Raw genomic sequence first — 20,752 nt, forward strand, 5'->3', positions numbered from 1 at the left:
AAAAAAGATAGAATAAAATAAAAATATATATAATAGATTACCACAACACATTACTAACTATAAAATGAAATTTTTAAAATCTTTATTATTGTCCACATTCATAATTACTCTTTTTACAAATATGTATGGACAAAGTAGATCTTCAACTTCTGCTTTAACAGGGCAAGTTCAATCAGAAAAACTACGTCAGGCAATCGGATGGAAGCAAGATGCTTTAGGTGAATGGATTTCTAATAACAATGCTATATCCGACATTAAATTGAATGAGGAAACTATGAGCACAGTTTCCCAGAATTTTAAATGGTTGCAATTTGTATCTTTTAAAAATAAGGGGAAAGATATCTACGCCCTATTATATGAGAATATTAATCATATAGCAGGTAGTAAAAGTGAGAAACGGATACACTATTATCTGATGGATCCCGCCTCTTATCGAATATTAGTTGCTTGTATATCACAAAAATCGGGAGAAACTCAAACAATTCATTCCTCTAAATATGGATATATGTCCGATCAGGACGGTCAATTCAGCGCAGATAAACTTCTAAGTTTGATCTCTCAAACTTTAACTCAAGATAATCCCGGTATGCAATATGATATGTCGATTAATGCACAACATGTTGATAACGAGGATGTCGTTCGATTTCGCTTACCGGAAACATCTTCAATAATGGGAGGAAAGCTTACAGACGGTTATTTTGAAGTAAAATGGAATGATTTTTCTAAAATATTGCTACCTGTAACGGCATCCAATAGCGATGAGTTCGATTTAGGTCTGTCTACTACATTAGAGAATAATCAAAAAAACAGGCTGGGCGATGATAACATTATAGACCGTGACGTAATAAAATCGGAGATGGGGAGTGAACCTCAGATCGATAATTACAAGCAGCAGTCTATCGAACAGATAACTCAAGATACATTGGCAACTGCCGATGTGTGGACAGATAGGCATATTAAAGAAAAAGCTATTGTATCGTCTCCTATAGCATCTTTATCCAATATCGAAGGATGGTATCTTACTCAGGATGGAGAATGGGTGAATGATAAGAATCTTCTTTATAATTTCGAAACGGTTGGACGTTATGAAATTCGTAATTTTAATTATCACAAAAAAGCATATATACTTCTTACACGATATGAAAAATACGCAGGAGCAACTTACTTTCTTATCTCAAAAGATGAGTATGTGAAGATTATTGATGAATTAGATCAGGCTGTAATAATTAAATTTCCGGTTATAGTTACCGCCGGAATTGGGAATAAGCTGGAAGATATGATTGAACTATGCGAGGAGACGATAGATGCACCAGTAAATAGTGATGCTATAATATTTAAAACAAATTACATTGTTTTACAATATAGGTTATCGCAGACAAAGAATCTTGCCCGTTTCTTTCTATTCGAACAGGATTGTTCAAGATATGGCTCTGAAACATCTACAGAGAGTTGTAATATAAAAGTTTCGAATAAAATACGATACGATGATGAGCATCTGCTTATGACCGATGATCTGTTTGGGAAGATGTATTACGAATCTACTTATAATGATTTTATGAATTTCTTTCGTAGTCCACAGTTGTCAAAATCGGTAGACGTAACTAAGAGTAAAAGTGTTACCGGACTCGAAGATCGTTATTGAATAGATGGAGTAACAAAAGGCGCATTTGTTTTTACAAATGCGCCTTTTGTTATTTAGGTCTAAAACCATATTGAAGGGTTGATCCTCTTGGTTCAATAGTGCTAATATCTTGATATTTTCCTAATTCATCGGCTTTCAGTACAGTACAAGGAAAAGGACTTTCGAAGCAAACAAATCTTCCGTTTGGTATCTCCGGCGATTTACTAATATATATTATGTTGCCATTCTCAAATTTGTATGTATCAAATCTATCGTTATATATTGTTGCCGATTTTAGTAGTTCGCGGTATGGATATTGTCTTATTAAAATATTAGATACAGGACGGCTGTTTGCTTTCGGTGTTTTCAGATCAAACATGTTATAGAATTTAATCGAACGGCTTATAGCCCAATATCCCATGATTAACGCAAATGCAGTAATAAATATTAAACCTGCTTTAGGAAAAAGCTTTTCCTTATAAGTAGATAAAGTTAGAAAAGAGATGTAATAAAGCATAGCGAAAAGAGTTCCACCTATAAACCTGGGATCAGGACCTCCTATATACCATACACCTATAGTCAGAATTAAAACTATATAAGCTAAGTATATTGTTTTCGACAGGTATTTTTTCTTAACAAGGCAATATAAAACGATAAATGGAGATAATATTGTAGGAGCAATGAATATGAGATTCATTAGCCATTGCCTAATACCATTACCGTTGAATTGGAAATTAGATAATTCGGTGAGTATATCATTGAAAATGCGGATACCACAGGATAAAATAAAATCACGCTCTTCTACAGCTACAAATCTGGGAATCTTCCAATCTACCGAAAATAAATCTATTTCATAGAAAGGAAAAATAAGGTAACCCGAAATAATAACATTCCGAATCAGCCATAATATAATTATAGAAGAAGGTATGAGCGCTAAAAAGAATGAAGAAAGGTATTTCTTTTCTCGTATTAGAGTAGCTAATATATACAGCGATAGTAAAGAAATCGGAATGATTGTAAGTTTAAATGACAAAAGAGAAATTGGTATAAGTACCCAAAATAACTTATCTTTCTTTAACGAGTTTGTATATAATAATAGTTTGGCAATAAGATAGAATGAAACAATGTTGGGGATTGCATCAGTAGATGTTGCAGTCAGGCTGTACCCGAAGGTGAATATATAACAGGTAATAATAATCAGCAATAAAATACGTCTTATTTCATAGCCCGATTGTATAATCTCTTTTATTGTCCAGCATATTATAAGTGCCAATACTAATACTTGTATACTGTATACGGCTTCACCAAATAAGAAACGAAAGCTGAATATCGCTGATAGTAAAAGATAGTTAGAATTAAAACCGAATCTATGCTCCAAATTACCCAATCCCGGTACTATCGCATATTCCTCGTTCCATCGAATGTTTTGCTGGTGGTACAGTAATGAGTCGAAAACCCCCACTTGCCATGTTATAGCAACGATTAGGCTTATTAGGGGAATAATATAAATGATTAAGTGCAGACGGGATAATCCTTTATAATTTGATTTTACATCTTCTATCAATTTAAAGAGATATTGTTTTCTCCGAATCCAATATACAATGCATAATATAATATATACAAATAGAATATATTGATTGGATGGTAGCCAAAATGAGGTGATTGATAAAGGTATTAGGCAGAAACACATCCCAATGAGAAATGTATCTGTAAATCCATATTTTTCATTTTGCTTACAAAGTTTGTTATATAAGGAGACTAAAATGTCACCAAAAGATAGAAAAACAAAAAGAATAGCTATCCATGAGATAATTATAGCGAGCATCTTTAATCAAATTTGATTACAAAGGTATGAAATTTTACGATAGAGTTATTGGTTATAGTCGCACACAAAAAAGAACGTGTAATCACCCACTGTTTCACTATCAACATTGAGCCATCTTTCCTTATTCTTAGCAGGTACGGTCTTGGTTATTCTCTTTCCCGTAGAATCGAAATCCTCTACAGATAGGATTTTGAATCTCTTATTAGTACATTCATAAAGACAATTATATATACAATAACTAAAATCGTTCCACTTGTCAGCTTTTTCAGGTTTACCCATTTTCTCGTATTCTTTCCGTATCTTGTCTATATAAAGTTTTTTGCTTGCATCAGTTACATATACTCGCTTTTCACGAGCAAAAGCTATTGCACCCTCATGTCGGATACTTGTTGTATCGGTATATATCTCGACATCTTCGGCAACAGCGATATTAAACCATCCCTCAGAACCTTTTTTCGCTTCATACTGAGATGATGTTTTGCAACTAGTAAATAAAATGAGAAAACTTACAATAGAAAAAAAACATTTCATGAACCTTGTGTTTTATTTATTTATAAGACAAAGATATAGGATGAAAAGTTTATAACGTCATCTTTATAGGTAAAATATGTATAAGATTTTATTATCTTTGCTATATTAAGTAATGAATATTAATATATCTTTTTATATTGAATAGTGGAGGTATCTTCCATTAAATGAGTGCTTTTCTATTGTTCATTTTGTTTATTGAAAATCAATAAAGAAAGATATATCAGAGATCCTTTTTATATTTAAAATTGTTGCATGAAATATATAGCGGTTTTTTGCGGTTCGTCATCCGGTAATGGAGGGGAATTTATAGAACAAGCTACATCGTTGGGCGAAATAATCGCTCGTAAAGGATATGGTTTGGTCTATGGAGGGGCCCATGTTGGGCTAATGGGAGCAGTTGCTGACGGCGTTTTGAGCCAGGGAGGTGAGGTTATTGGCGTTATACCCGAATTCTTGAAGAAGAAGGAACTTGAACATAAGAGTATAACAAAAATACATGTAGTGGAAACTATGCATGACCGAAAGGCTTTGATGAATGAATTGAGTGATGCTGTTATTGCATTGCCTGGAGGTTATGGAACTTTAGAAGAGTTGTTCGAGATGTTGACTTGGTCGCAATTGGCCCTACATAAGAAGGCTATAGGAATCCTGAATGTAAACGGATATTATGACCCTTTAATCGAAATGTCAGAAAAGATGATAGAAAAAGGGTTCTTAAAAGAAGAGTATAGAAAATTATTGATAGTAGAAAGTAAAGTAGACAATTTATTGGATAAAATGCATAAATTTGAACCATTGAAAAATGATAAATGGTTCGAAGTAAAGTAAAGGTTAAGAAATACAACAACAAACTTACAAGACAAAAGTATGAGGACAATTTTTTTTGTAATCTTATTAACCTGTATAACAGTAATAAGTTACGCGCAAGAGAATAAGAGAGTTATAAAGCATAACATCGAGAGAAATAAAAACATTGATACAAAGATCGGTTATAATTATTTTATGCTGGAGATGGTCGGAGATCTTGATGTTATCTATACAGAATACGAAGAATTAGTCCAAAGTGTTTGGGATAAAAAGATAAACTTAGATTTGAAAAATAGTTCTGCCGCATCAATCAAAAAAATAGACGCTTTACGTAAAGCTATAATTGAGATGCCTGTATATAAGGGAGGAGATGATTATCAGAAATCTGTCCTTATTTATTCAGATGTGGTAAAGAAAAAAATAACTACTCTTGAAAAATATGGGGTGTTGGGAGCAGATCCTAATTCCGATACAAGGGAGTATAGCGAGGCTAAGATAGCTTTTGACGAGGTTACTAATCTAGAAATAGAAAAGCGGAATGCAGTAAGACGAATGAAAGATGCTTACGAAAAAACTGTTTACGTAGAATCTAAATAACAATAGACGAATATGGCTTTAAAAATAGGAGATAAAATACCGGATATTTTAGGAAAAAATCAGAATGGAGAAGAGATAAAAGCCAGTGATTATTCAGGTAATAAATTGGTGATTTATTTTTATCCTAAGGATAGTACACCCGGATGTACTGCTGAAGCATGTAGTTTCAGAGACAATTATTCGCAGCTAAATAAAGCTGGATATAAAATCTTGGGAGTAAGTGTTGATGATGAAAAGTCGCATAAAAGATTTATAGAGAAACAACAATTGCCATTTCCTCTAATCGCTGACACGGATAAACGTCTAGTCGAAGCATTTGGTGTTTGGGGCGAAAAAACATTTATGGGACGTAAATATATGGGAACCATCAGAACAACGTTTTTGATAGATGAAACAGGAACCATTCAGCAGATTATAGGACCAAAAGAAATTAAAACGAAAGAGCATGCGGAACAAATATTAAAACAAATATAGAATAAAGAAATGGCAGAAGAAAAAGAGAAAAAAACAGCACCTAATACTGAAAAGCTGAAGGCTTTGCAGGCTGCAATGGATAAGATAGAAAAGAGCTATGGTAAAGGCTCAATAATGAAAATGGGGGATGATAAGATTGATGAAATCTCTGTTATACCTACAGGATCAATAGCTTTGAACGCAGCTCTTGGTGTTGGAGGATATCCTCGTGGAAGAGTAATTGAAATATATGGACCCGAATCGTCAGGTAAGACTACATTGGCTATTCATGCTATAGCAGAAGCTCAGAAGATAGGAGGGATTGCTGCGTTTATCGATGCAGAACATGCTTTTGACCGTTTCTATGCCGAAAAGCTGGGAGTAGATATAGAGAATCTTTATATATCTCAACCCGATAGTGGAGAGCAGGCTCTTGAAATAGCCGAGCAATTAATTCGCTCTTCAGCGGTTGATATTGTTGTTATCGACTCAGTAGCTGCACTAACGCCAAAGGCCGAACTTGAAGGCGAAATGGGTGATTCTAAAATGGGCCTACAGGCACGCTTGATGTCTCAGGCTTTGCGTAAGCTAACAGCAGCTATTAGTAAAACAAGCACAACATGTATATTTATAAACCAGTTGCGTGACAAGATTGGGGTTATGTTTGGATCTCCTGAAACCACTACAGGAGGTAATGCCTTGAAATATTATGCTTCGGTCCGTCTCGATATTCGCCGTATAGGTCAACTAAAGGATGGTGATGAAGTGAAAGGTAGCCAGACCCGTGTCAAAGTAGCGAAAAATAAAGTAGCCCCTCCATTCCGAAAAGCTGAGTTTGATATAATGTACGGTGAAGGTATTTCGCGTTCGGGAGAGATAATAGACTTAGGCTCTGATCTTGGTGTTATCAAAAAGAGCGGATCTTGGTATAGTTATAACGATACTAAATTGGCACAGGGACGTGAGGCTGCTAAAGATACAGTGAAAGACAATCCGGAGTTAGCCGAAGAACTGGAAGCTCTTATCTTTGAGGCATTAAAAGCTAAGAAATAGAAAGTAAAATACTAAATACAAAGGCTTCGGAACTATAATACTCCGAAGCCTTTTTGTTTAAGAAAATTGAATTTCTTCTATTTATTACCTTGTCTTAATAGAATTTATTTTTTGTTCATAACCGATTGGATATCTTCAGCTGTAAAATTGCCTACAATCCTTATGATGGTACATTCGTCGGGTGCATTGATAAACATAATTAGATCTTTAAACCTCTCTTTTTCTTTGTGTGCATAAAATGTTATGTTGTCTCCTTTATCTTTGATAGACATCAGCGTTTCATAAGTCTTGGCTTTTACCATCGCTTCTATTTCGGTACGCATTAGCTTAGAGGCTTCTTTGCTATTCTCGCTGCTATATATTTCCAATTGTTCCAGTTTGCTGGCTAAACCTTTAATGTCAGCTCCACCCATATCCATTTTTGGCATCATACCTAACAAAGACTTAGAAATATATACAGTGGATATGTCTTTATTGTTGGATAACCTGTCGAACATATTGTTTTGAGCTATCATCATCGAACTTAATATAAGCATGACTGATGTAAATAGTACTTTTATTTTCATGATTCTTTATCTTTTTTTCGCTTAAGTGTTTTGTTTAGTAGTTCGTTTGTTTTATCAAGATTGTTTGATACTACCGCTAACTGATCTATACCTTTGTTAAATTTAGATGAAAGTAGTATTAATGCATCTTCAGCTTCCTTTAGTGTTTCTTTATCTTTCGAGCTTAAAGTTTCTAACTGATCGTGCGTGCCGGCCATCGAAGGATCGGCCACATTAGGTTTTTGATTGAAATAGAATGTAATGGATACTAATATTGCAATACAAGCTGCGGCACCGGCAACCCATCCTATTAATCTATTTATTCTGGGTTTATGGGTATTTATTTGTATTCTCTCATTCTTATCAAGTTCATCAATCAATTTTCCCAGTTTCGATTCTAAGTCGGACGGAATATCAATCGGTTCTTTTTTGCACATCTGAAGAAAAAGATCTTTTTCGTTCAACAACTCTTCGGCGATGTCTTCACTGCTAAAATAATTTAGCAATATCTGCTCTTCTTCGGCGTTTGTTTCGCCGTTATAAAAAGCTTCTATCAATAATTTTATTTCATCCGTTTTCATCGTTGTTGTATTTTAATATATTGTTCTCGTATTGTTTTTCTTGCCCTCGATAGTATAACTCTTATATTGCCCGGACTTATTCCTGTTGCCTGCTCTATTTCTTCATCCGAATAATCGTCCCAATGTTTCATCATCATTACTTGTCGTTGTTGGTCCGGTAGATTATTTATTAAAATCTTAATTTGTTCTGCTTCATCCTGCAATTCTATTCGTTTGGATAACGATTCCGTTTCGGGTATATTGGCATCATAATCTGTATGACAATCATTTTTTGTTTTTCTCAAAAAATCCAGACTCGTATTGCGAAGAATAATAATGGCAAAAGCCTCAGTATTATCTATAGTATACATCTCATGGCGCTTATTCCATAATTTAATAAATGTTTCCTGTACAATATCCTCTGCATTGGCAGAATCCTGGACGATACGATATGCTATTCGATACAACTTTTGATGGTATGGGAGAAATACTTTTTTAAAAGTTTCCGCATCCATTTATTTTTTATTCTTAGTCTGTTCTTTTATTATATCCTCTAAATCCGATTGAGTCAGTATTCCATTCATTTTAACAGCCACAATATCACTTTCATCAACCACAAAAATGTATACCTTAGATACTACATCTTTTTCTTTTTTTGCGATTATAAGTACATTGTCATCACCGTCCCTAACCTTTACTAAGGTTGTATATTCATCATTATCGGTCAATGTGTCTAGACCATTCAGGAGTATATCTCTAGCTTCAGATGTTTCGCTATCTAATGTTACAACCTCAATAGAATCTATCTTTTGCATAAACGGAGGAATACTTGATGCTAGGTTACCACTAGGGTCTTGAGCTTTTGCTTGATCTAACGAAGATTTTAGCATAGATTGATCTATTACCTGATGTTGTACATCTTTGTTTTTTGCAAGATCGGCTATTAGACTATCCGGATTTTGAGCAATTGCAAACAGGCTTCCTGTAATTATAAGGATGAATATTATTAAAATCTTTTTCATAAATATTGATTGTGTTTATATGTATTTTTTATTTGTTATACTTGTTTGTAAGTTCCGCAATATCATTTTCTTTGATCTTACCGGAGAATTTTATTATCGAAGGTTCGTTTTTATCCATACATAAAATAAGCATTTCGCTAATTGTATCTTTCTTCTTTTTTACCATGATGCGAACCCCATCTGTTTTATCTTTTGCATATATCAAAGTTTCGTATCCATTTCCGTCTTTTATTTTATGAAATTGCTTCGCAAGATCTTCTTTGAAGCTGTAGTTGCAGCTGGATAGATCGTACACTTCCATCGAATGTATACCTCTCACTAGTGGTGTGTCTCCAATGCCTCCAAATGTTTTACCAAGCGACATCATAAATTTTCCAATCTTTACTTTCTCTATATTTTCGGCTTTCGATACTTTATTTAATAATTGGTCGATATTTTGACTATATCCAGCCAGACTTGTAGCAAAGATAAATATAAAACAAAATAAGTACTTTTTCATAATAATTTCAGTTTAAAACATTAGTAAATTCCTGATAGATGTGCGCTTTCATCTGTTTTCAATTATTAAGACGAAGCAGCCCTAAAATTTGTTACAGTGAAAAATGAAATTTTTATGATAAAAATAAAGGGTTGCATTTAATTTTATGCAACCCTTTATATATTAGTTATATACTTGTCTTATTTTTCTGAGGCTTTAGCAAACTCAAGTACTATTTTTCCGTCTTTAAGGAAAGTCAATTTATCTCCATTTAGTCCTGCTTGAAGTGGTCCGGAAAGTAGAGATGTAAATAAATTTTCGCCTTCCAGGCTCGGACAAGCCATTTTTGTGGACATTAGCGGTCCAAAAGTTATTGTATTTTCTTCCTGAGTATAAGAAGAACGATATGTATTACATCCTCCATTACCAAATACTTTACCGTCGGTAGAGAACTCTATTGTAGGAGTTCCATTCGTGAATAACTTAGCTACATCACCGCCATCAATTAAAGTTAGGTTCCATACTCCTGCTAATGTTTCAGCATTAACAACGGTTACCCCTGCGGTTTTTTTAGGTGCTTCACCTTTTACAAATTGAAGCAGAACCACTTTGTCTTTGGTAAATGTAAGCGTATTTTCTTTGTCTATGGAAACAATAAGGTCTGGTGTGGATATCGCAGTCAAGAACTCAGGTTCTTTGTTCGCATCTATGCAAGCCATCATTGTTGAAATCAAATTAGGTGCGGTAAAAGAATTTTGCTCAGTTAGGGTAAATCCTCCTGAGAAATTGTTGCATCCGCTATTGCCAGATAAAGTGTTATTATCAAAGTTGAATTGAAGATTTGGAATTGTACCTGCGAATGCAGACTTCGAATCTTCTCCTTTAAGTGTCTTTAAAGTCCAATAACCGGCAAGGTCACTCTTGTTAATTGGTTTTACAGAATTACAACTTTGTAATCCGAAAATTAATGTAACTACTGCTACTAAAAGTATTCCTGAAGCAAAGATACGTCTCATAAATTTAATGTGTTTGTTATCAAATAATCATTTCAATTCAAAATTATCGGCATCTTTCCATACCGGAAATTTATTTCTGAATTGCTCTAATTCGGTTTTTGATATATAGACAGTTTCCACCTGCTTTTTGTTTGCTTCTATTGATGTTATTTCTTCTCCTTTAGCATTTATTAACTTTGAGTCGCCTTTGTAGGTTAAGTTGTTCCCGTCTTTTCCTATCCGATTTACTCCACATACATAGCTCATGTTTTCTATGGCACGGGCTGTTAAGAGGGTATTCCATACTTTTGCTCTCGAATCTGGCCAATTTGCTGTATATATGAGCAAGTCATATTCGTTGTTTATGTTTCTGGCCCATACGGGGAATCTCAGATCATAACAAATCAATAAGCAGATATTAAAATTTTTATACTCAAATATAAGTCGTTTGTTTCCTGCAGAGAAAAATTCAGGCTCCTTGCCCATACGAAAGAGATGGCGTTTGTCGTAGTACAGTTCTTTATCAGGCGAAATGAAAAAGCCTCTATTGTAAAAATTATCTTTTTCTTTAGCTATAAAACTACCACATATAGCAATGTCGAATTCTTTAGCACATTGCCTAAATAAGCTAACTGTAGTACCATTATTGGCTTCGGCCAGCTTGTGACTATTCATCGTGAAGCCGGTAGTACACATTTCCGGTAATACAACGATATCTGTTTTCCCAGCGAGGGAACTTACTATGTCTTGTATATAATCGAGATTTACTTTTTTATTTTCCCATACAATGTCGTATTGTACAAGACTGATTCGGAGTATTCTATCTTGTGACATTCGCTTATTACGGTTTTATGGTTGACTGACTATAATGAGAAATATTGAGGGTGCTTTGCCGTGATATCTTTATAATATAACTTTATGATATCAATGTCTGCATCCACATTACCTGTAGGGAAGAATACTTTTTTAAAAATGGCTTCTTTTTTTCCATAATCGAGAGCTGCAATTACTATAGGTACCTTTGCTGCAAGGGCGATAAAGTAAAAACCTTTTTTCCATTCAGTGTTTAGTTTTCTTGTGGCCTCAGGTGTTATAGCCAATTGAAAATCTTGCCTTGCATTATAGATTTCGACAATCTGTTCTGTAAGTGAAGTTTTACGTGATCTGTCTACTGGAATACCACCGAGAGCCTTAAATAAGATATTCATTGGAAAGAAAAACCATTCTTTTTTTATCAGGAAAGAGGCTTTTCGCCCGAGAGCATTATAAACAACTAATCCTAGCGGTAAATCCCAATTACTGGTGTGTGGCGCAACACAAATAACACATTTTTGAGGTAGATCAGTATCACCTGTTATCTTCCAGCCGGTAAGCTGAAGGATCAATTTAGAAAAACTCTTCATTAGCCTAGTGATGCTATTTCTTTGGCAATTGTATTAGCGCGTTCTTTAATATCCAGATTTAATTTTTTGTAATAAGCTTTTACCCTACCTTTTACATCTTTACCTTCATTAACGCTCACACGTTTGAGTAATTCGTTTTGAGTTTCTACTATTGTTTTTATTACTTTGTTGGCTGCTTCTTGGTCAGCATCTACCACAAATAATTTGTAAAACAGGCAGTCTACATAAAGTAGCTCCATTGTTTCATTTATATATTTTTTCAGTCCACGTCTATTACTCATAATGAAAATATTTTTTAAAGCATTCATATCTTTTATTATCTTTGTTAGATATATAAAGATTGAACAAAGGTACTAAAAAAGATATTGAATCCTTTTATTTGTCCATAATTTATAGAATATTAGGATCGGTATTTTTTGTAAATAAAGATTTAAACGTATGACAGAACAGAGCTACAAACCAGACTACATTTTCGAAGCGAGTTGGGAAGTTTGTAACAAGGTAGGAGGTATTTATACAGTCTTATCGACAAAAGCTAAATCTATGCAGGAAATGAGTCCGGATAGAGTTGTCTTTATCGGTCCCGATGTTTGGACAGAGAGTGAAAACCCTTGGTTTAAAGAAGACAAAAAGCTTTTGGCCGATTGGAAAATATTTGCGAAAGAAGAGGATCGGATTGAAATACGTATCGGAAGATGGAATGTTCCGGGTACTCCTATTGTTGTATTGGTGTCTTTCAAACAATTTTTTCCGGCTAAAGATGCAATATATGGAGATATGTGGCACAAATTTGGTGTAGATTCACTAAATGCTTATGGCGACTACGATGAATCTTGCATGTTTGCATACGCTTCGGGAGTCGTAATCGAAAGTTTTTATAAATACCATAGACTTGAAGATAAAAAAGTAATAGCTCACTTCGATGAATGGATGTTAGGGATGGGTGCTTTATACGTAAAGAGTCGTTTACCTAGGATTGGGACTGTTTTTACAACTCATGCAACCTCCATCGGGCGTTCCATTGCTGGGAACGGTAAACCGTTATATAACTATCTTGATGCTTATGATAGTGATCAGATGGCAAGAGAGTTAAATATGGAAGCGAAGCACTCAGTAGAAAAAACAGCGGCTCAGCAAGTAGATTGTTTTACAACTGTGAGTGATATAACAGCCAAGGAATGCGCTAAGCTACTCCATCGAGAGCCATTTGTAACCCCTAATGGCTTTGAAAAAGATTTTATACCTGAAGGAGAGAAGCATAAGCGCAAACGTATCGTAGCCCGGAAAAAAATGATAGATGTTGCCGAGAAGCTTTTGGGATATGATATCCAGGAAGATGCCTTATTGGTAGCGACTAGTGGACGCTACGAATATCGGAATAAAGGTCTTGATGTCTTTGTCGATGCTATGCATCGATTGGAGAACATACAACAGCTGGAGAAAGATGTAATTGCATTTATCATGGTTCCGGCCTGGATAAGTGGCCCAAGGGTTGATTTACAGGAGCGCCTGAAATTGAAACGCACACCAACAGGTTCATTAAGTTATCCATATGTCACGCATTGGCTAAGGAATATGAATAATGATTCTATCCTTAATCAGATTTCGTATCTTAAAATGGAGAATAGAAAAGAAGATCGGGTGAAAATAATATTTGTTCCGTCTTATTTGAACGGTAACGACGGCATTTTTGATATGCCATATTATGATCTACTCATAGGTTTGGATGTGACGGTATTTCCGTCTTATTATGAACCTTGGGGCTATACACCCCATGAAAGTATTGCATTCTCAGTACCTACAATCACTTCTTCGTTGGCCGGATTTGGTTTATGGATGAGAAAAATGGGTGATGAAAAGGGTATGGATGACGGTGCAGAGGTGATAACACGTGACGACTATAATTTTATAGAAGTATCGGAAGAAATATGTAACCGTGTATTCGAAATGACCACCAAAAGTAATAAGGAGGAAAATATATTACGTCAAGCTGCATTAGAACGGGCAGGTTTGGCCGATTGGGCTCATTTCTATAAATATTACGAAGAGGCGTACGATATTGCACTACGTAAGGCTCAGAGTAGATAAATACTTATTTATGCAAACGATTGCATTTGTCAATGAACGTTTTGTACTGATAAATAGGCTTTGAATACATCAAATAACTATATTTGTGTTTATAGACATAATTAAAAGATGAGATGGAATTACTCAAAATATATTGATGAAATCCTATAGTTTAAATAATATAAATTTATGAGAATTAAAGCAAGTTATTCTAACTCTCCATCATGGAGGAGTGCGTATACACAAGTAAATCTACCTAAAGAATTGTTACCGTTAGAAAAGGTGGCACATAATTTATGGTGGGTATGGAACAACGATGCAACAGAGCTTTTTGCTGAGTTTGATGCCGACTTGTGGAAAAAAAGCGAACACAATCCTGTTATTTTACTACAGAAAATCTCTTATGAAAGGATAGAGGAAATTCTTAAGGACGCTACTTTGATGAATAAAGTAAATAGTGTGGTTAAGAATTTCGAATCATATATGTCCGAGAAATTTGACACTGCAAAACCATCAATCGCTTACTTTAGTATGGAATATGGTTTTTCTCATGTTTTAAAAATATATTCTGGAGGATTAGGAGTTCTTGCCGGCGATTATTTGAAAGAGGCTAGTGATAGTCATGTCGATCTTACGGGTGTAGGCTTCCTATATCGTTACGGCTATTTTACCCAAACTATATCTCCTGATGGACAGCAGGTTGCAAACTATGAACCGCAAAATTTCGGAGAATTACCTCTCGATCCAGTATTGCTGGAGGATGGAAATCAGATGATTCTGGCAGTGCCATACCCAGATAGAGATGTTTATGCAAATGTATGGCGAGTAAATGTAGGACGTATAAACCTATATTTACTTGATACGGATATTGACCTTAATAGCGAATTTGACCGTCCTATTACTCACCAGTTATATGGCGGTGATTGGGAAAACCGTTTGAAGCAAGAATATCTGTTAGGAATAGGAGGTATTCTCTTACTTAATAAATTAGGAATAAAAAAAGAAATATATCATTGTAATGAAGGCCATGCGGCTTTGATAAATGTTCAACGTTTGTTAGACTTAATAGAAGGTGAAGGTTTGACATTCAATCAGGCATTGGAAGTTGTTCGAGCTTCAGGTCTTTATACAGTGCATACTCCCGTTGCGGCAGGACATGATTACTTCGATGAAGGGCTTCTTGGTAAGTACCTGGGTAGTTATCCGGCTCGTTTAGGTATATCATGGCAGGATTTTGTAGACATGGGCCGTGAGCATCCAGGAAGTGGAGAGAAATTTAGTATGAGTGTATTTGCTCTTAATACTTGTCTCGAAGCTAATGGGGTTAGTTATTTGCATGGTATTGTTTCCCGTCAAATGTTTCAGCCGGTATGGCCGGGCTATTTTCCGGAGGAACTGCATGTTGGTCATGTAACCAATGGAGTGCATCTACCTACATGGACAGCTAAAGAAATGAAGACGTTGTATGAAAAAACATTTGATGCGAATTTCTACAACGATCAATCAAACCACGAAATTTGGGATAATATCTATAGCGTGCCTGATGCTGAAGTTTGGAAATTGCGTATGACAATGAAAAAGCGTTTGGTGAATTATGTTCAGGAGCAGATGAAATATGGATGGATTAAGAATCAGAAAGCTCCATCTGCAATATTTAATATTGTAGATAAAATTAATCCGGATGCCTTATTAGTCGGGTTTGGACGCCGATTCGCGACTTATAAGCGTGCTCATCTATTATTTACCGATTTAGATCGTTTAGCTAAACTTGTAAATAACGAAAAATATCCGATACAATTCTTGTATACAGGTAAAGCTCACCCGGCTGATGGAGCCGGACAAGGTTTGATAAAACAAATTGTTGAAATATCACGTCGTCCCGAGTTTCTTGGAAAAATTATTTTCTTAGAAAATTACGATATGCGTTTGGCAAAACGCTTGATTTCAGGTGTTGATATCTGGTTAAATACACCAACTCGTCCGTTAGAGGCTTCTGGAACATCGGGTGAAAAAGCCGTAATGAACGGAGTGCTTAATTTTTCAGTGTTAGATGGTTGGTGGTATGAAGGATTTCGTGAAGATGCAGGTTGGAGTTTGACCGAAAAGCGTACTTATACAAATCAAGCTTATCAGGACGAATTGGATGCTTCTGAAATATATTCGATGTTCGAAAATGAAATTATTCCGTTATACTATGCTCGTAACTCGAAAGGATATTCTCCTGAATGGATACAGTATGTCAAAAATTCAATAGCACATATTGCTCCTGAGTATACAACAAAACGGATGATTGATGATTATATTAAGAACTTCTACAAGCCAGAGCGGGAGCGTATCAAATTGGTGACAAATGATAATTATGCTAAAGCTAAAGAATTAGCTGCATGGAAAGAAGATACAGCTGCCAACTGGGATAAATTTGTAGTTGAAAAATTAACATTCAACGGACAAGATATCAAAGAAAGTACTGTTCTTTCTTCATCTAATTTGACTGAAGGCGAGAAAATGGTAGCCGAGGTGATTATAGATAAAAAAGATATGATCGGAGATTTAGGTGTAGAATGTGTTCTTACTGAATATGACCCTGATATGAAAACTAATAAGTTTATTTCGACATTAGAGTTTAAAGTTGTCAAGCAAGAAGGCTCTAAGGTATATTATAAACTAGATTCAATGGCAAAAATACCGGGATTATGTAATTTTGCATATCGTGTATACCCTAAGCATAAGGATATGGCTCACCGTATGGATTTTGCTTATGTACGTTGGATTTAAATTATAAATAATAAGGTGATATTGAGAGGGGCTGCTGAATAAGCAGCCCCTTTTTTTGAATTGTATTATAGATATATTTTTTAGCTGTTAATTTGCGAATATTTTGTACTTTTAGATTCATTTATATTAAAATCATACTCATGAAGAAGATTATCTTACTTGCTACAGTTGTAGTATCAGTAGTTTCAGCTTATGCCCAGATGAAACCTGAAAGTACAGAATGGTATTACCCTCAGCCGACAAAAGTTATTCCGGCAAAAGTGTTAAATCAACCGCCATCTGATGCTATTGTTTTATTTGATGGGAAAGACTTATCAAAATGGACCTCATCAAATGGAGAATCAGCTAAATGGAAGGTGTCGAATGGTGAAATGTTTGTAGTACCGGGCACAGGTAGCATACGCACCAAAGAATTTTTTGGAGACTGCCAGCTACATATCGAATTTAAATCACCGGCTCCGGGAAATCATAATGGTCAAAATCGTGGTAATAGTGGTATCTTTTTGCAAAGTACTTACGAAGTGCAGGTTTTGGATGGGGATAATAATTCCACATATGTAAATGGTATGGTCGGGAGTATATATAAACAAAAAGCTCCTGCGGTAGATGCTTACACTAAAAATGGAGAATGGCAAGTGTATGACATTTATTGGAAGGCTCCGGTATTTGGAACCGGAGGAAAATTAGAATCGCCAGCGATGATAACTGTTGTATTGAACGGAATTCTTATCCAAAACAATTATATATTAAAAGGAGATACGCCTTATATCGGTTTCCCTAAATATGAAGCACATGGACGTCTGCCTCTGGAGTTACAAGACCATGGAACTGATGTTGCTTATCGTAATATATGGATTAGAAATCTGTAAATACTTAATTTTCTCTTTGAGCAGACATATCGGATATTTCGTCCGATTCATACACATGGTAGCCTACAGTGTTTTGTTGAGCAATCTGGAACATTGCATAGGCTACTTTTTTTATGCTAATACTTCTGTATTTTCTTAATGATCCGACAAGGAATACAGATAATATCCTCATCGCATATTCAGCGAGCTTTTCCCCAAGCCTGAATTCTTTTCTGTTTCCCAGTAGTAATGATGGTCTGAATATAGATATAGACTGAAAGGGTAACTTTCTTAATTCATCCTCACATTTACCTTTTGTGCGTAGGTAAAAATTTCCTGATTTAGGATTTGCTCCTAATGTGGATATAATAGAAAATTGCTTAATACCTTTATTTGCCGCAGCTTTAGCAAATTGGATAGGATAATGCAGATCCACTTTTTCAAAGGCTTCTTCTGTACCTGCTTTTTTAATAGTGGTTCCCAGACAACAAAACATGTCATTACCTTCAATAAGATTTTCATACGATTGCGGATTGTCAAAATCTACAACATATTGTACTAGTTTTGGGTGAGATATCTTTGAACTTCTTCGTACAAAGCTTATTACCTTGTGGTAAACGTTACTAGACAATAATGTTTTTAGTAGTTGCGAACCCGTAAGGCCGGAACTTCCTATTATAACAGCAATTTTTGTCATATTTATTTTTAGTTGACTTATCTTGAATAAGTATAGTAATTGATTGTATTACTTATAGTTACTTAATATATTATTGTTATTAGATATACTAAAGATATATTTTATCGAAATGATATTTTCCTTCAGATTTAGATTGATATTCATAGTAATGATACGGAGAATAATGGCTTATTTCTCTTGTCAGGAATACAAATATAAATTAAAATCAAAACTTGATTATACTTAGCCTTCTCAAATATAAGAATTTATTCTAAATCTACAACCGTAATACCGGTTCCTCCGAATTGAACATGTTCATCTTGATAATTATGTACATTGGGCACTGAGCGTAAATAATCCCTTATAATTTGACGAAGTGCGCCTGTTCCTGTACCATGCAATATTCTTACACGAGAAACACCTACTAATATAGCGTCATCAATAAAATACATCACAGCCTGTAAAGCTTCGTCTCCCCGCATACCTCTGATGTCAATATCTAATTTGAAATTTAATTTCTTTTCACGGATATCATCGCTGGTAGCAGCGCTTACTAATGTACTCTTGTTCTCTCGCTTAACTTGACTTTTACTTACATATTCCAGCGAGTCAAGTTTTGCTGTAGATTTTATCATGCCAAAAGCTATTGTCGCATTTCCTTTCTGTATGTCGAGTACTTGCCCTATTGTCAATTGTCCCTTTATTCGTACATTATCTCCAATAGCGATAGTATTCTGTTTTGGATCTTTTTGCAGACTTTCCTTTTGTTTCTTATTCTTTTCTTTGTCCTTTAATTTCTGTATTTTACGTGTAATCTTGTCATCAATAAGATGCTCCTCATTAACGAGTGTGTCTTTAAACTTGTTTAAAACAAGTCTGGCTTCTTTTGTTTTTTCTTTTTCCGCTTGAGATTCACGAATCGTGCGTATTGTATTTTCTATTTTAGCATTAGCTTCTGCGAGAATGTGTTCGGCTTCAGCTTTTGCTTGTTTAATTATCTCTTTACGTTGTTTATCAAAAGAAAGCAAGTCCGTTTCGTAAGTTTCGGTAATTTCTTCCAGACGTTTTTCCTTTTGGCGGATGCTTTGTCGTTTTGTTTCCCAATAACGTTTATCGCGGACAATGTCTTGAAGATATTTATCCATATTAATATAATCACTGCCTACGATTTCAGAAGCATCGGCAATAACATCCTCCGGCAAGCCTATTTTTCGGGCGATTTCTATAGCAAAAGAGCTTCCCGGATTACCTATAGATAACGTAAACAGGGGTTGCATCAGATGTCGGTCATAAAGCATTGCGCCATTTACAACACCTTTATTTTCGTTGGCGAAATGTTTTAGGTTTTGATAATGAGTGGTAATCACTCCGAAGGTACTTTTCTCGTTGAAACGTTTCAATAGCGATTCTGCGATTGCCCCTCCAATCTGAGGCTCGGTTCCTCCACCAAATTCATCAATCAGAAGGATTGTTCTGCTATTACAATTCTTGACGAAGAATTTCATGTTTGTCAGATGGGAGCTATAGGTACTTAAGTCATTCTCTATCGATTGTTCATCTCCGATATCGATGAAGATATTATCAAATATTCCAACTTTCGAGCGTTCCTCCAATGGAATAGGTATCCCACATTGTACCATATATTGTAGCAAACCCACTGTCTTTAGGCAAACGGATTTACCTCCTGCATTAGGCCCCGAGATTATCAGCAACCTATTATCTTCCTCCAATTCTATATCTAGTGGAATGATTTGTTTGTTTTGTTTACGGTGCGAAATAAATAAGAGTGGATGTTTGGCTCCATACCATCTTAAGAGTTGTACATTTTCTATATCGGGCATAATAGCACCGAGATCAATCGCCAATATAGCTTTTGCCCGAATGAAGTCTATTGTAGCAAGAAATTCATAAGATAGCAGGATATCAGGAACTAATGGTCGCAAGATATCTGTGAAAGCTATGAGTATCTTTATTATTTCACGACGCTCTTCACTTTCCAGTTCACGTATGCGGTTGTTTGCTTCAACCACCTCGGCCGGTTCTATAAATACAGTCTTCCCTGATGCGGATTCATCGTGTACAATTCCTTTAATCTTACGTTTAAATGCTGGAGCAACAGGGATAACTAATCGGCCGTCACGCATTGTTGGTGTTACATCTTTTTCTACCAACCCTTCACTCTGGGCCAAACGTAGTATAGCGTTTAGATTTTTGGATATTCCACTTGAAATGTAGGCTATATCCTTTCTTATACGGCTTAACTCTGGCGAAGCATTATCTTTTACTCGACCAAATTTATCCAGTATACTATCTATTTTACTTAGTAACTGAGGAAAGACAACTACCTCTCCGGCTAATGCATAAAGGTGCGGATAAGGAGTATTTTCTTCTTCATCTCTTTTTAAGAAGATCACAATATCTCTTATTGTCTGCAATGAGCGACGTAGGTCAAACAGGGTATTTTCCTCTATCCATGTGCCTGCTATATGTATATTA

The 20,752-nt window shown here is 35.3% G+C and carries 21 protein-coding genes; 8 read left to right on the top strand and 13 right to left on the bottom strand.

Annotation, left to right across the window (positions count from 1 at the left end; all coding sequences use genetic code 11):
• The first annotated feature begins 64 nt into the window (after positions 1-64).
• Positions 65-1,642, top strand: a complete 1,578-nt coding sequence (locus JGH11_RS12615) for a hypothetical protein (RefSeq protein WP_201112290.1) — start codon at positions 65-67, stop codon at positions 1,640-1,642.
• 49 nt (positions 1,643-1,691) lie between these two features.
• Here JGH11_RS12615 and JGH11_RS12620 read toward each other — a convergent pair whose 3' ends face one another.
• Both JGH11_RS12620 and JGH11_RS12625 read right to left on the bottom strand, forming a co-directional pair.
• Positions 1,692-3,185 carry a hypothetical protein gene (locus JGH11_RS12620; RefSeq protein ID WP_201112292.1) on the bottom strand — a complete coding sequence of 498 codons (1,494 nt, stop codon included), beginning with the start codon at positions 3,183-3,185 and terminating at the stop codon, positions 1,692-1,694.
• A gap of 306 nt (positions 3,186-3,491) precedes the next feature.
• The gene (locus JGH11_RS12625) at positions 3,492-3,977 is read right to left on the bottom strand and encodes a surface-adhesin E family protein (RefSeq protein ID WP_201112294.1); all 486 of its coding nucleotides are present in this window, start codon (positions 3,975-3,977) and stop codon (positions 3,492-3,494) included.
• Between the two features lie 252 nt (positions 3,978-4,229).
• On the opposite strand from JGH11_RS12625, the gene JGH11_RS12630 reads away from it, so the two are divergent.
• The 4 genes from JGH11_RS12630 to recA are packed head-to-tail and all read left to right on the top strand — an operon-like array spanning position 4,230 to position 6,887.
• On the top strand, positions 4,230-4,805 hold the full coding sequence (locus JGH11_RS12630) for a TIGR00730 family Rossman fold protein (protein WP_201112296.1): 576 nt from the start codon (positions 4,230-4,232) through the stop codon (positions 4,803-4,805).
• A gap of 39 nt (positions 4,806-4,844) precedes the next feature.
• The gene (locus JGH11_RS12635) at positions 4,845-5,381 is read left to right on the top strand and encodes a hypothetical protein (protein ID WP_201112298.1); all 537 of its coding nucleotides are present in this window, start codon (positions 4,845-4,847) and stop codon (positions 5,379-5,381) included.
• Between the two features lie 12 nt (positions 5,382-5,393).
• The gene (gene bcp / locus JGH11_RS12640; protein ID WP_201112300.1) at positions 5,394-5,855 is read left to right on the top strand and encodes a thioredoxin-dependent thiol peroxidase; all 462 of its coding nucleotides are present in this window, start codon (positions 5,394-5,396) and stop codon (positions 5,853-5,855) included.
• Positions 5,856-5,864: 9 nt separating this feature from the next.
• Positions 5,865-6,887, top strand: coding sequence for a recombinase RecA (recA, locus tag JGH11_RS12645; RefSeq protein WP_201112302.1), 1,023 nt, complete (start codon positions 5,865-5,867; stop codon positions 6,885-6,887).
• A 104-nt stretch (positions 6,888-6,991) separates the two neighbouring features.
• Here recA and JGH11_RS12650 read toward each other — a convergent pair whose 3' ends face one another.
• The 9 genes from JGH11_RS12650 to JGH11_RS12690 form a co-directional block, all read right to left on the bottom strand.
• A complete protein-coding gene (locus JGH11_RS12650) occupies positions 6,992-7,453 on the bottom strand; it encodes a DUF4252 domain-containing protein (protein WP_201112304.1) in 462 nt (153 codons plus the stop codon).
• Positions 7,450-8,013 carry a hypothetical protein gene (locus tag JGH11_RS12655; RefSeq protein WP_201112306.1) on the bottom strand — a complete coding sequence of 188 codons (564 nt, stop codon included), beginning with the start codon at positions 8,011-8,013 and terminating at the stop codon, positions 7,450-7,452. Before JGH11_RS12655 ends, JGH11_RS12650 begins: the two co-directional genes overlap by 4 nt.
• Positions 8,010-8,507 (bottom strand): RNA polymerase sigma factor, encoded by a 498-nt coding sequence (locus JGH11_RS12660; RefSeq protein WP_201112308.1) that lies wholly within the window; start codon positions 8,505-8,507, stop codon positions 8,010-8,012. Before JGH11_RS12660 ends, JGH11_RS12655 begins: the two co-directional genes overlap by 4 nt.
• The gene (locus JGH11_RS12665) at positions 8,508-9,014 is read right to left on the bottom strand and encodes a DUF4252 domain-containing protein (protein WP_201112310.1); all 507 of its coding nucleotides are present in this window, start codon (positions 9,012-9,014) and stop codon (positions 8,508-8,510) included.
• A 28-nt stretch (positions 9,015-9,042) separates the two neighbouring features.
• Positions 9,043-9,513, bottom strand: a complete 471-nt coding sequence (locus tag JGH11_RS12670) for a DUF4252 domain-containing protein (protein ID WP_201112312.1) — start codon at positions 9,511-9,513, stop codon at positions 9,043-9,045.
• A gap of 179 nt (positions 9,514-9,692) precedes the next feature.
• Complete coding sequence (locus tag JGH11_RS12675) at positions 9,693-10,508, bottom strand: META domain-containing protein (protein ID WP_201112314.1); 816 nt, start codon at positions 10,506-10,508, stop codon at positions 9,693-9,695.
• Between the two features lie 27 nt (positions 10,509-10,535).
• Positions 10,536-11,321, bottom strand: a complete 786-nt coding sequence (locus JGH11_RS12680; RefSeq protein ID WP_201112316.1) for an amidohydrolase — start codon at positions 11,319-11,321, stop codon at positions 10,536-10,538.
• A gap of 29 nt (positions 11,322-11,350) precedes the next feature.
• Positions 11,351-11,890, bottom strand: coding sequence for a 1-acyl-sn-glycerol-3-phosphate acyltransferase (locus JGH11_RS12685; protein WP_201112318.1), 540 nt, complete (start codon positions 11,888-11,890; stop codon positions 11,351-11,353).
• Positions 11,890-12,171 carry a hypothetical protein gene (locus JGH11_RS12690; RefSeq protein ID WP_201112320.1) on the bottom strand — a complete coding sequence of 94 codons (282 nt, stop codon included), beginning with the start codon at positions 12,169-12,171 and terminating at the stop codon, positions 11,890-11,892. Before JGH11_RS12690 ends, JGH11_RS12685 begins: the two co-directional genes overlap by 1 nt.
• 157 nt (positions 12,172-12,328) lie before the next feature.
• On the opposite strand from JGH11_RS12690, the gene JGH11_RS12695 reads away from it, so the two are divergent.
• The 3 genes from JGH11_RS12695 (at position 12,329) to JGH11_RS12705 (ending at position 17,601) form a co-directional block, all read left to right on the top strand.
• On the top strand, positions 12,329-13,978 hold the full coding sequence (locus tag JGH11_RS12695; RefSeq protein ID WP_201112322.1) for a glycogen/starch synthase: 1,650 nt from the start codon (positions 12,329-12,331) through the stop codon (positions 13,976-13,978).
• Positions 13,979-14,146: 168 nt separating this feature from the next.
• Positions 14,147-16,732 carry an alpha-glucan family phosphorylase gene (gene glgP, locus JGH11_RS12700; protein ID WP_201112324.1) on the top strand — a complete coding sequence of 862 codons (2,586 nt, stop codon included), beginning with the start codon at positions 14,147-14,149 and terminating at the stop codon, positions 16,730-16,732.
• 140 nt (positions 16,733-16,872) lie between these two features.
• A complete protein-coding gene (locus tag JGH11_RS12705; protein ID WP_201112326.1) occupies positions 16,873-17,601 on the top strand; it encodes a DUF1080 domain-containing protein in 729 nt (242 codons plus the stop codon).
• A 4-nt stretch (positions 17,602-17,605) separates the two neighbouring features.
• On the opposite strand, the gene JGH11_RS12710 is transcribed toward JGH11_RS12705, so the two are convergent.
• Together JGH11_RS12710 and JGH11_RS12715 are read right to left on the bottom strand one after the other, a co-directional pair.
• Positions 17,606-18,277 (bottom strand): oxidoreductase, encoded by a 672-nt coding sequence (locus tag JGH11_RS12710; protein ID WP_201112328.1) that lies wholly within the window; start codon positions 18,275-18,277, stop codon positions 17,606-17,608.
• A gap of 245 nt (positions 18,278-18,522) precedes the next feature.
• Positions 18,523-20,752 (bottom strand): endonuclease MutS2 (locus JGH11_RS12715; protein ID WP_201112330.1); only part of this gene is annotated, 2,230 nt, incomplete at its 5' end.

Source organism: Dysgonomonas sp. Marseille-P4677 (assembly GCF_016652235.1).
Lineage (GTDB): Bacteria > Bacteroidota > Bacteroidia > Bacteroidales > Dysgonomonadaceae > Dysgonomonas.

Coding starts and splice junctions, on each gene's coding strand:
- JGH11_RS12615 (WP_201112290.1), top strand. CDS start 65: ATGAAATTTTTAAAATCTTTATTATTGTCCACATTCATAATTACTCTT.
- JGH11_RS12625 (WP_201112294.1), bottom strand. CDS start 3,977: ATGAAATGTTTTTTTTCTATTGTAAGTTTTCTCATTTTATTTACTAGT.
- JGH11_RS12630 (WP_201112296.1), top strand. CDS start 4,230: ATGAAATATATAGCGGTTTTTTGCGGTTCGTCATCCGGTAATGGAGGG.
- JGH11_RS12635 (WP_201112298.1), top strand. CDS start 4,845: ATGAGGACAATTTTTTTTGTAATCTTATTAACCTGTATAACAGTAATA.
- bcp (WP_201112300.1), top strand. CDS start 5,394: ATGGCTTTAAAAATAGGAGATAAAATACCGGATATTTTAGGAAAAAAT.
- recA (WP_201112302.1), top strand. CDS start 5,865: ATGGCAGAAGAAAAAGAGAAAAAAACAGCACCTAATACTGAAAAGCTG.
- JGH11_RS12650 (WP_201112304.1), bottom strand. CDS start 7,453: ATGAAAATAAAAGTACTATTTACATCAGTCATGCTTATATTAAGTTCG.
- JGH11_RS12655 (WP_201112306.1), bottom strand. CDS start 8,013: ATGAAAACGGATGAAATAAAATTATTGATAGAAGCTTTTTATAACGGC.
- JGH11_RS12660 (WP_201112308.1), bottom strand. CDS start 8,507: ATGGATGCGGAAACTTTTAAAAAAGTATTTCTCCCATACCATCAAAAG.
- JGH11_RS12665 (WP_201112310.1), bottom strand. CDS start 9,014: ATGAAAAAGATTTTAATAATATTCATCCTTATAATTACAGGAAGCCTG.
- JGH11_RS12670 (WP_201112312.1), bottom strand. CDS start 9,513: ATGAAAAAGTACTTATTTTGTTTTATATTTATCTTTGCTACAAGTCTG.
- JGH11_RS12675 (WP_201112314.1), bottom strand. CDS start 10,508: ATGAGACGTATCTTTGCTTCAGGAATACTTTTAGTAGCAGTAGTTACA.
- JGH11_RS12680 (WP_201112316.1), bottom strand. CDS start 11,321: ATGTCACAAGATAGAATACTCCGAATCAGTCTTGTACAATACGACATT.
- JGH11_RS12685 (WP_201112318.1), bottom strand. CDS start 11,890: ATGAAGAGTTTTTCTAAATTGATCCTTCAGCTTACCGGCTGGAAGATA.
- JGH11_RS12690 (WP_201112320.1), bottom strand. CDS start 12,171: ATGAGTAATAGACGTGGACTGAAAAAATATATAAATGAAACAATGGAG.
- JGH11_RS12695 (WP_201112322.1), top strand. CDS start 12,329: ATGACAGAACAGAGCTACAAACCAGACTACATTTTCGAAGCGAGTTGG.
- glgP (WP_201112324.1), top strand. CDS start 14,147: ATGAGAATTAAAGCAAGTTATTCTAACTCTCCATCATGGAGGAGTGCG.
- JGH11_RS12705 (WP_201112326.1), top strand. CDS start 16,873: ATGAAGAAGATTATCTTACTTGCTACAGTTGTAGTATCAGTAGTTTCA.
- JGH11_RS12710 (WP_201112328.1), bottom strand. CDS start 18,277: ATGACAAAAATTGCTGTTATAATAGGAAGTTCCGGCCTTACGGGTTCG.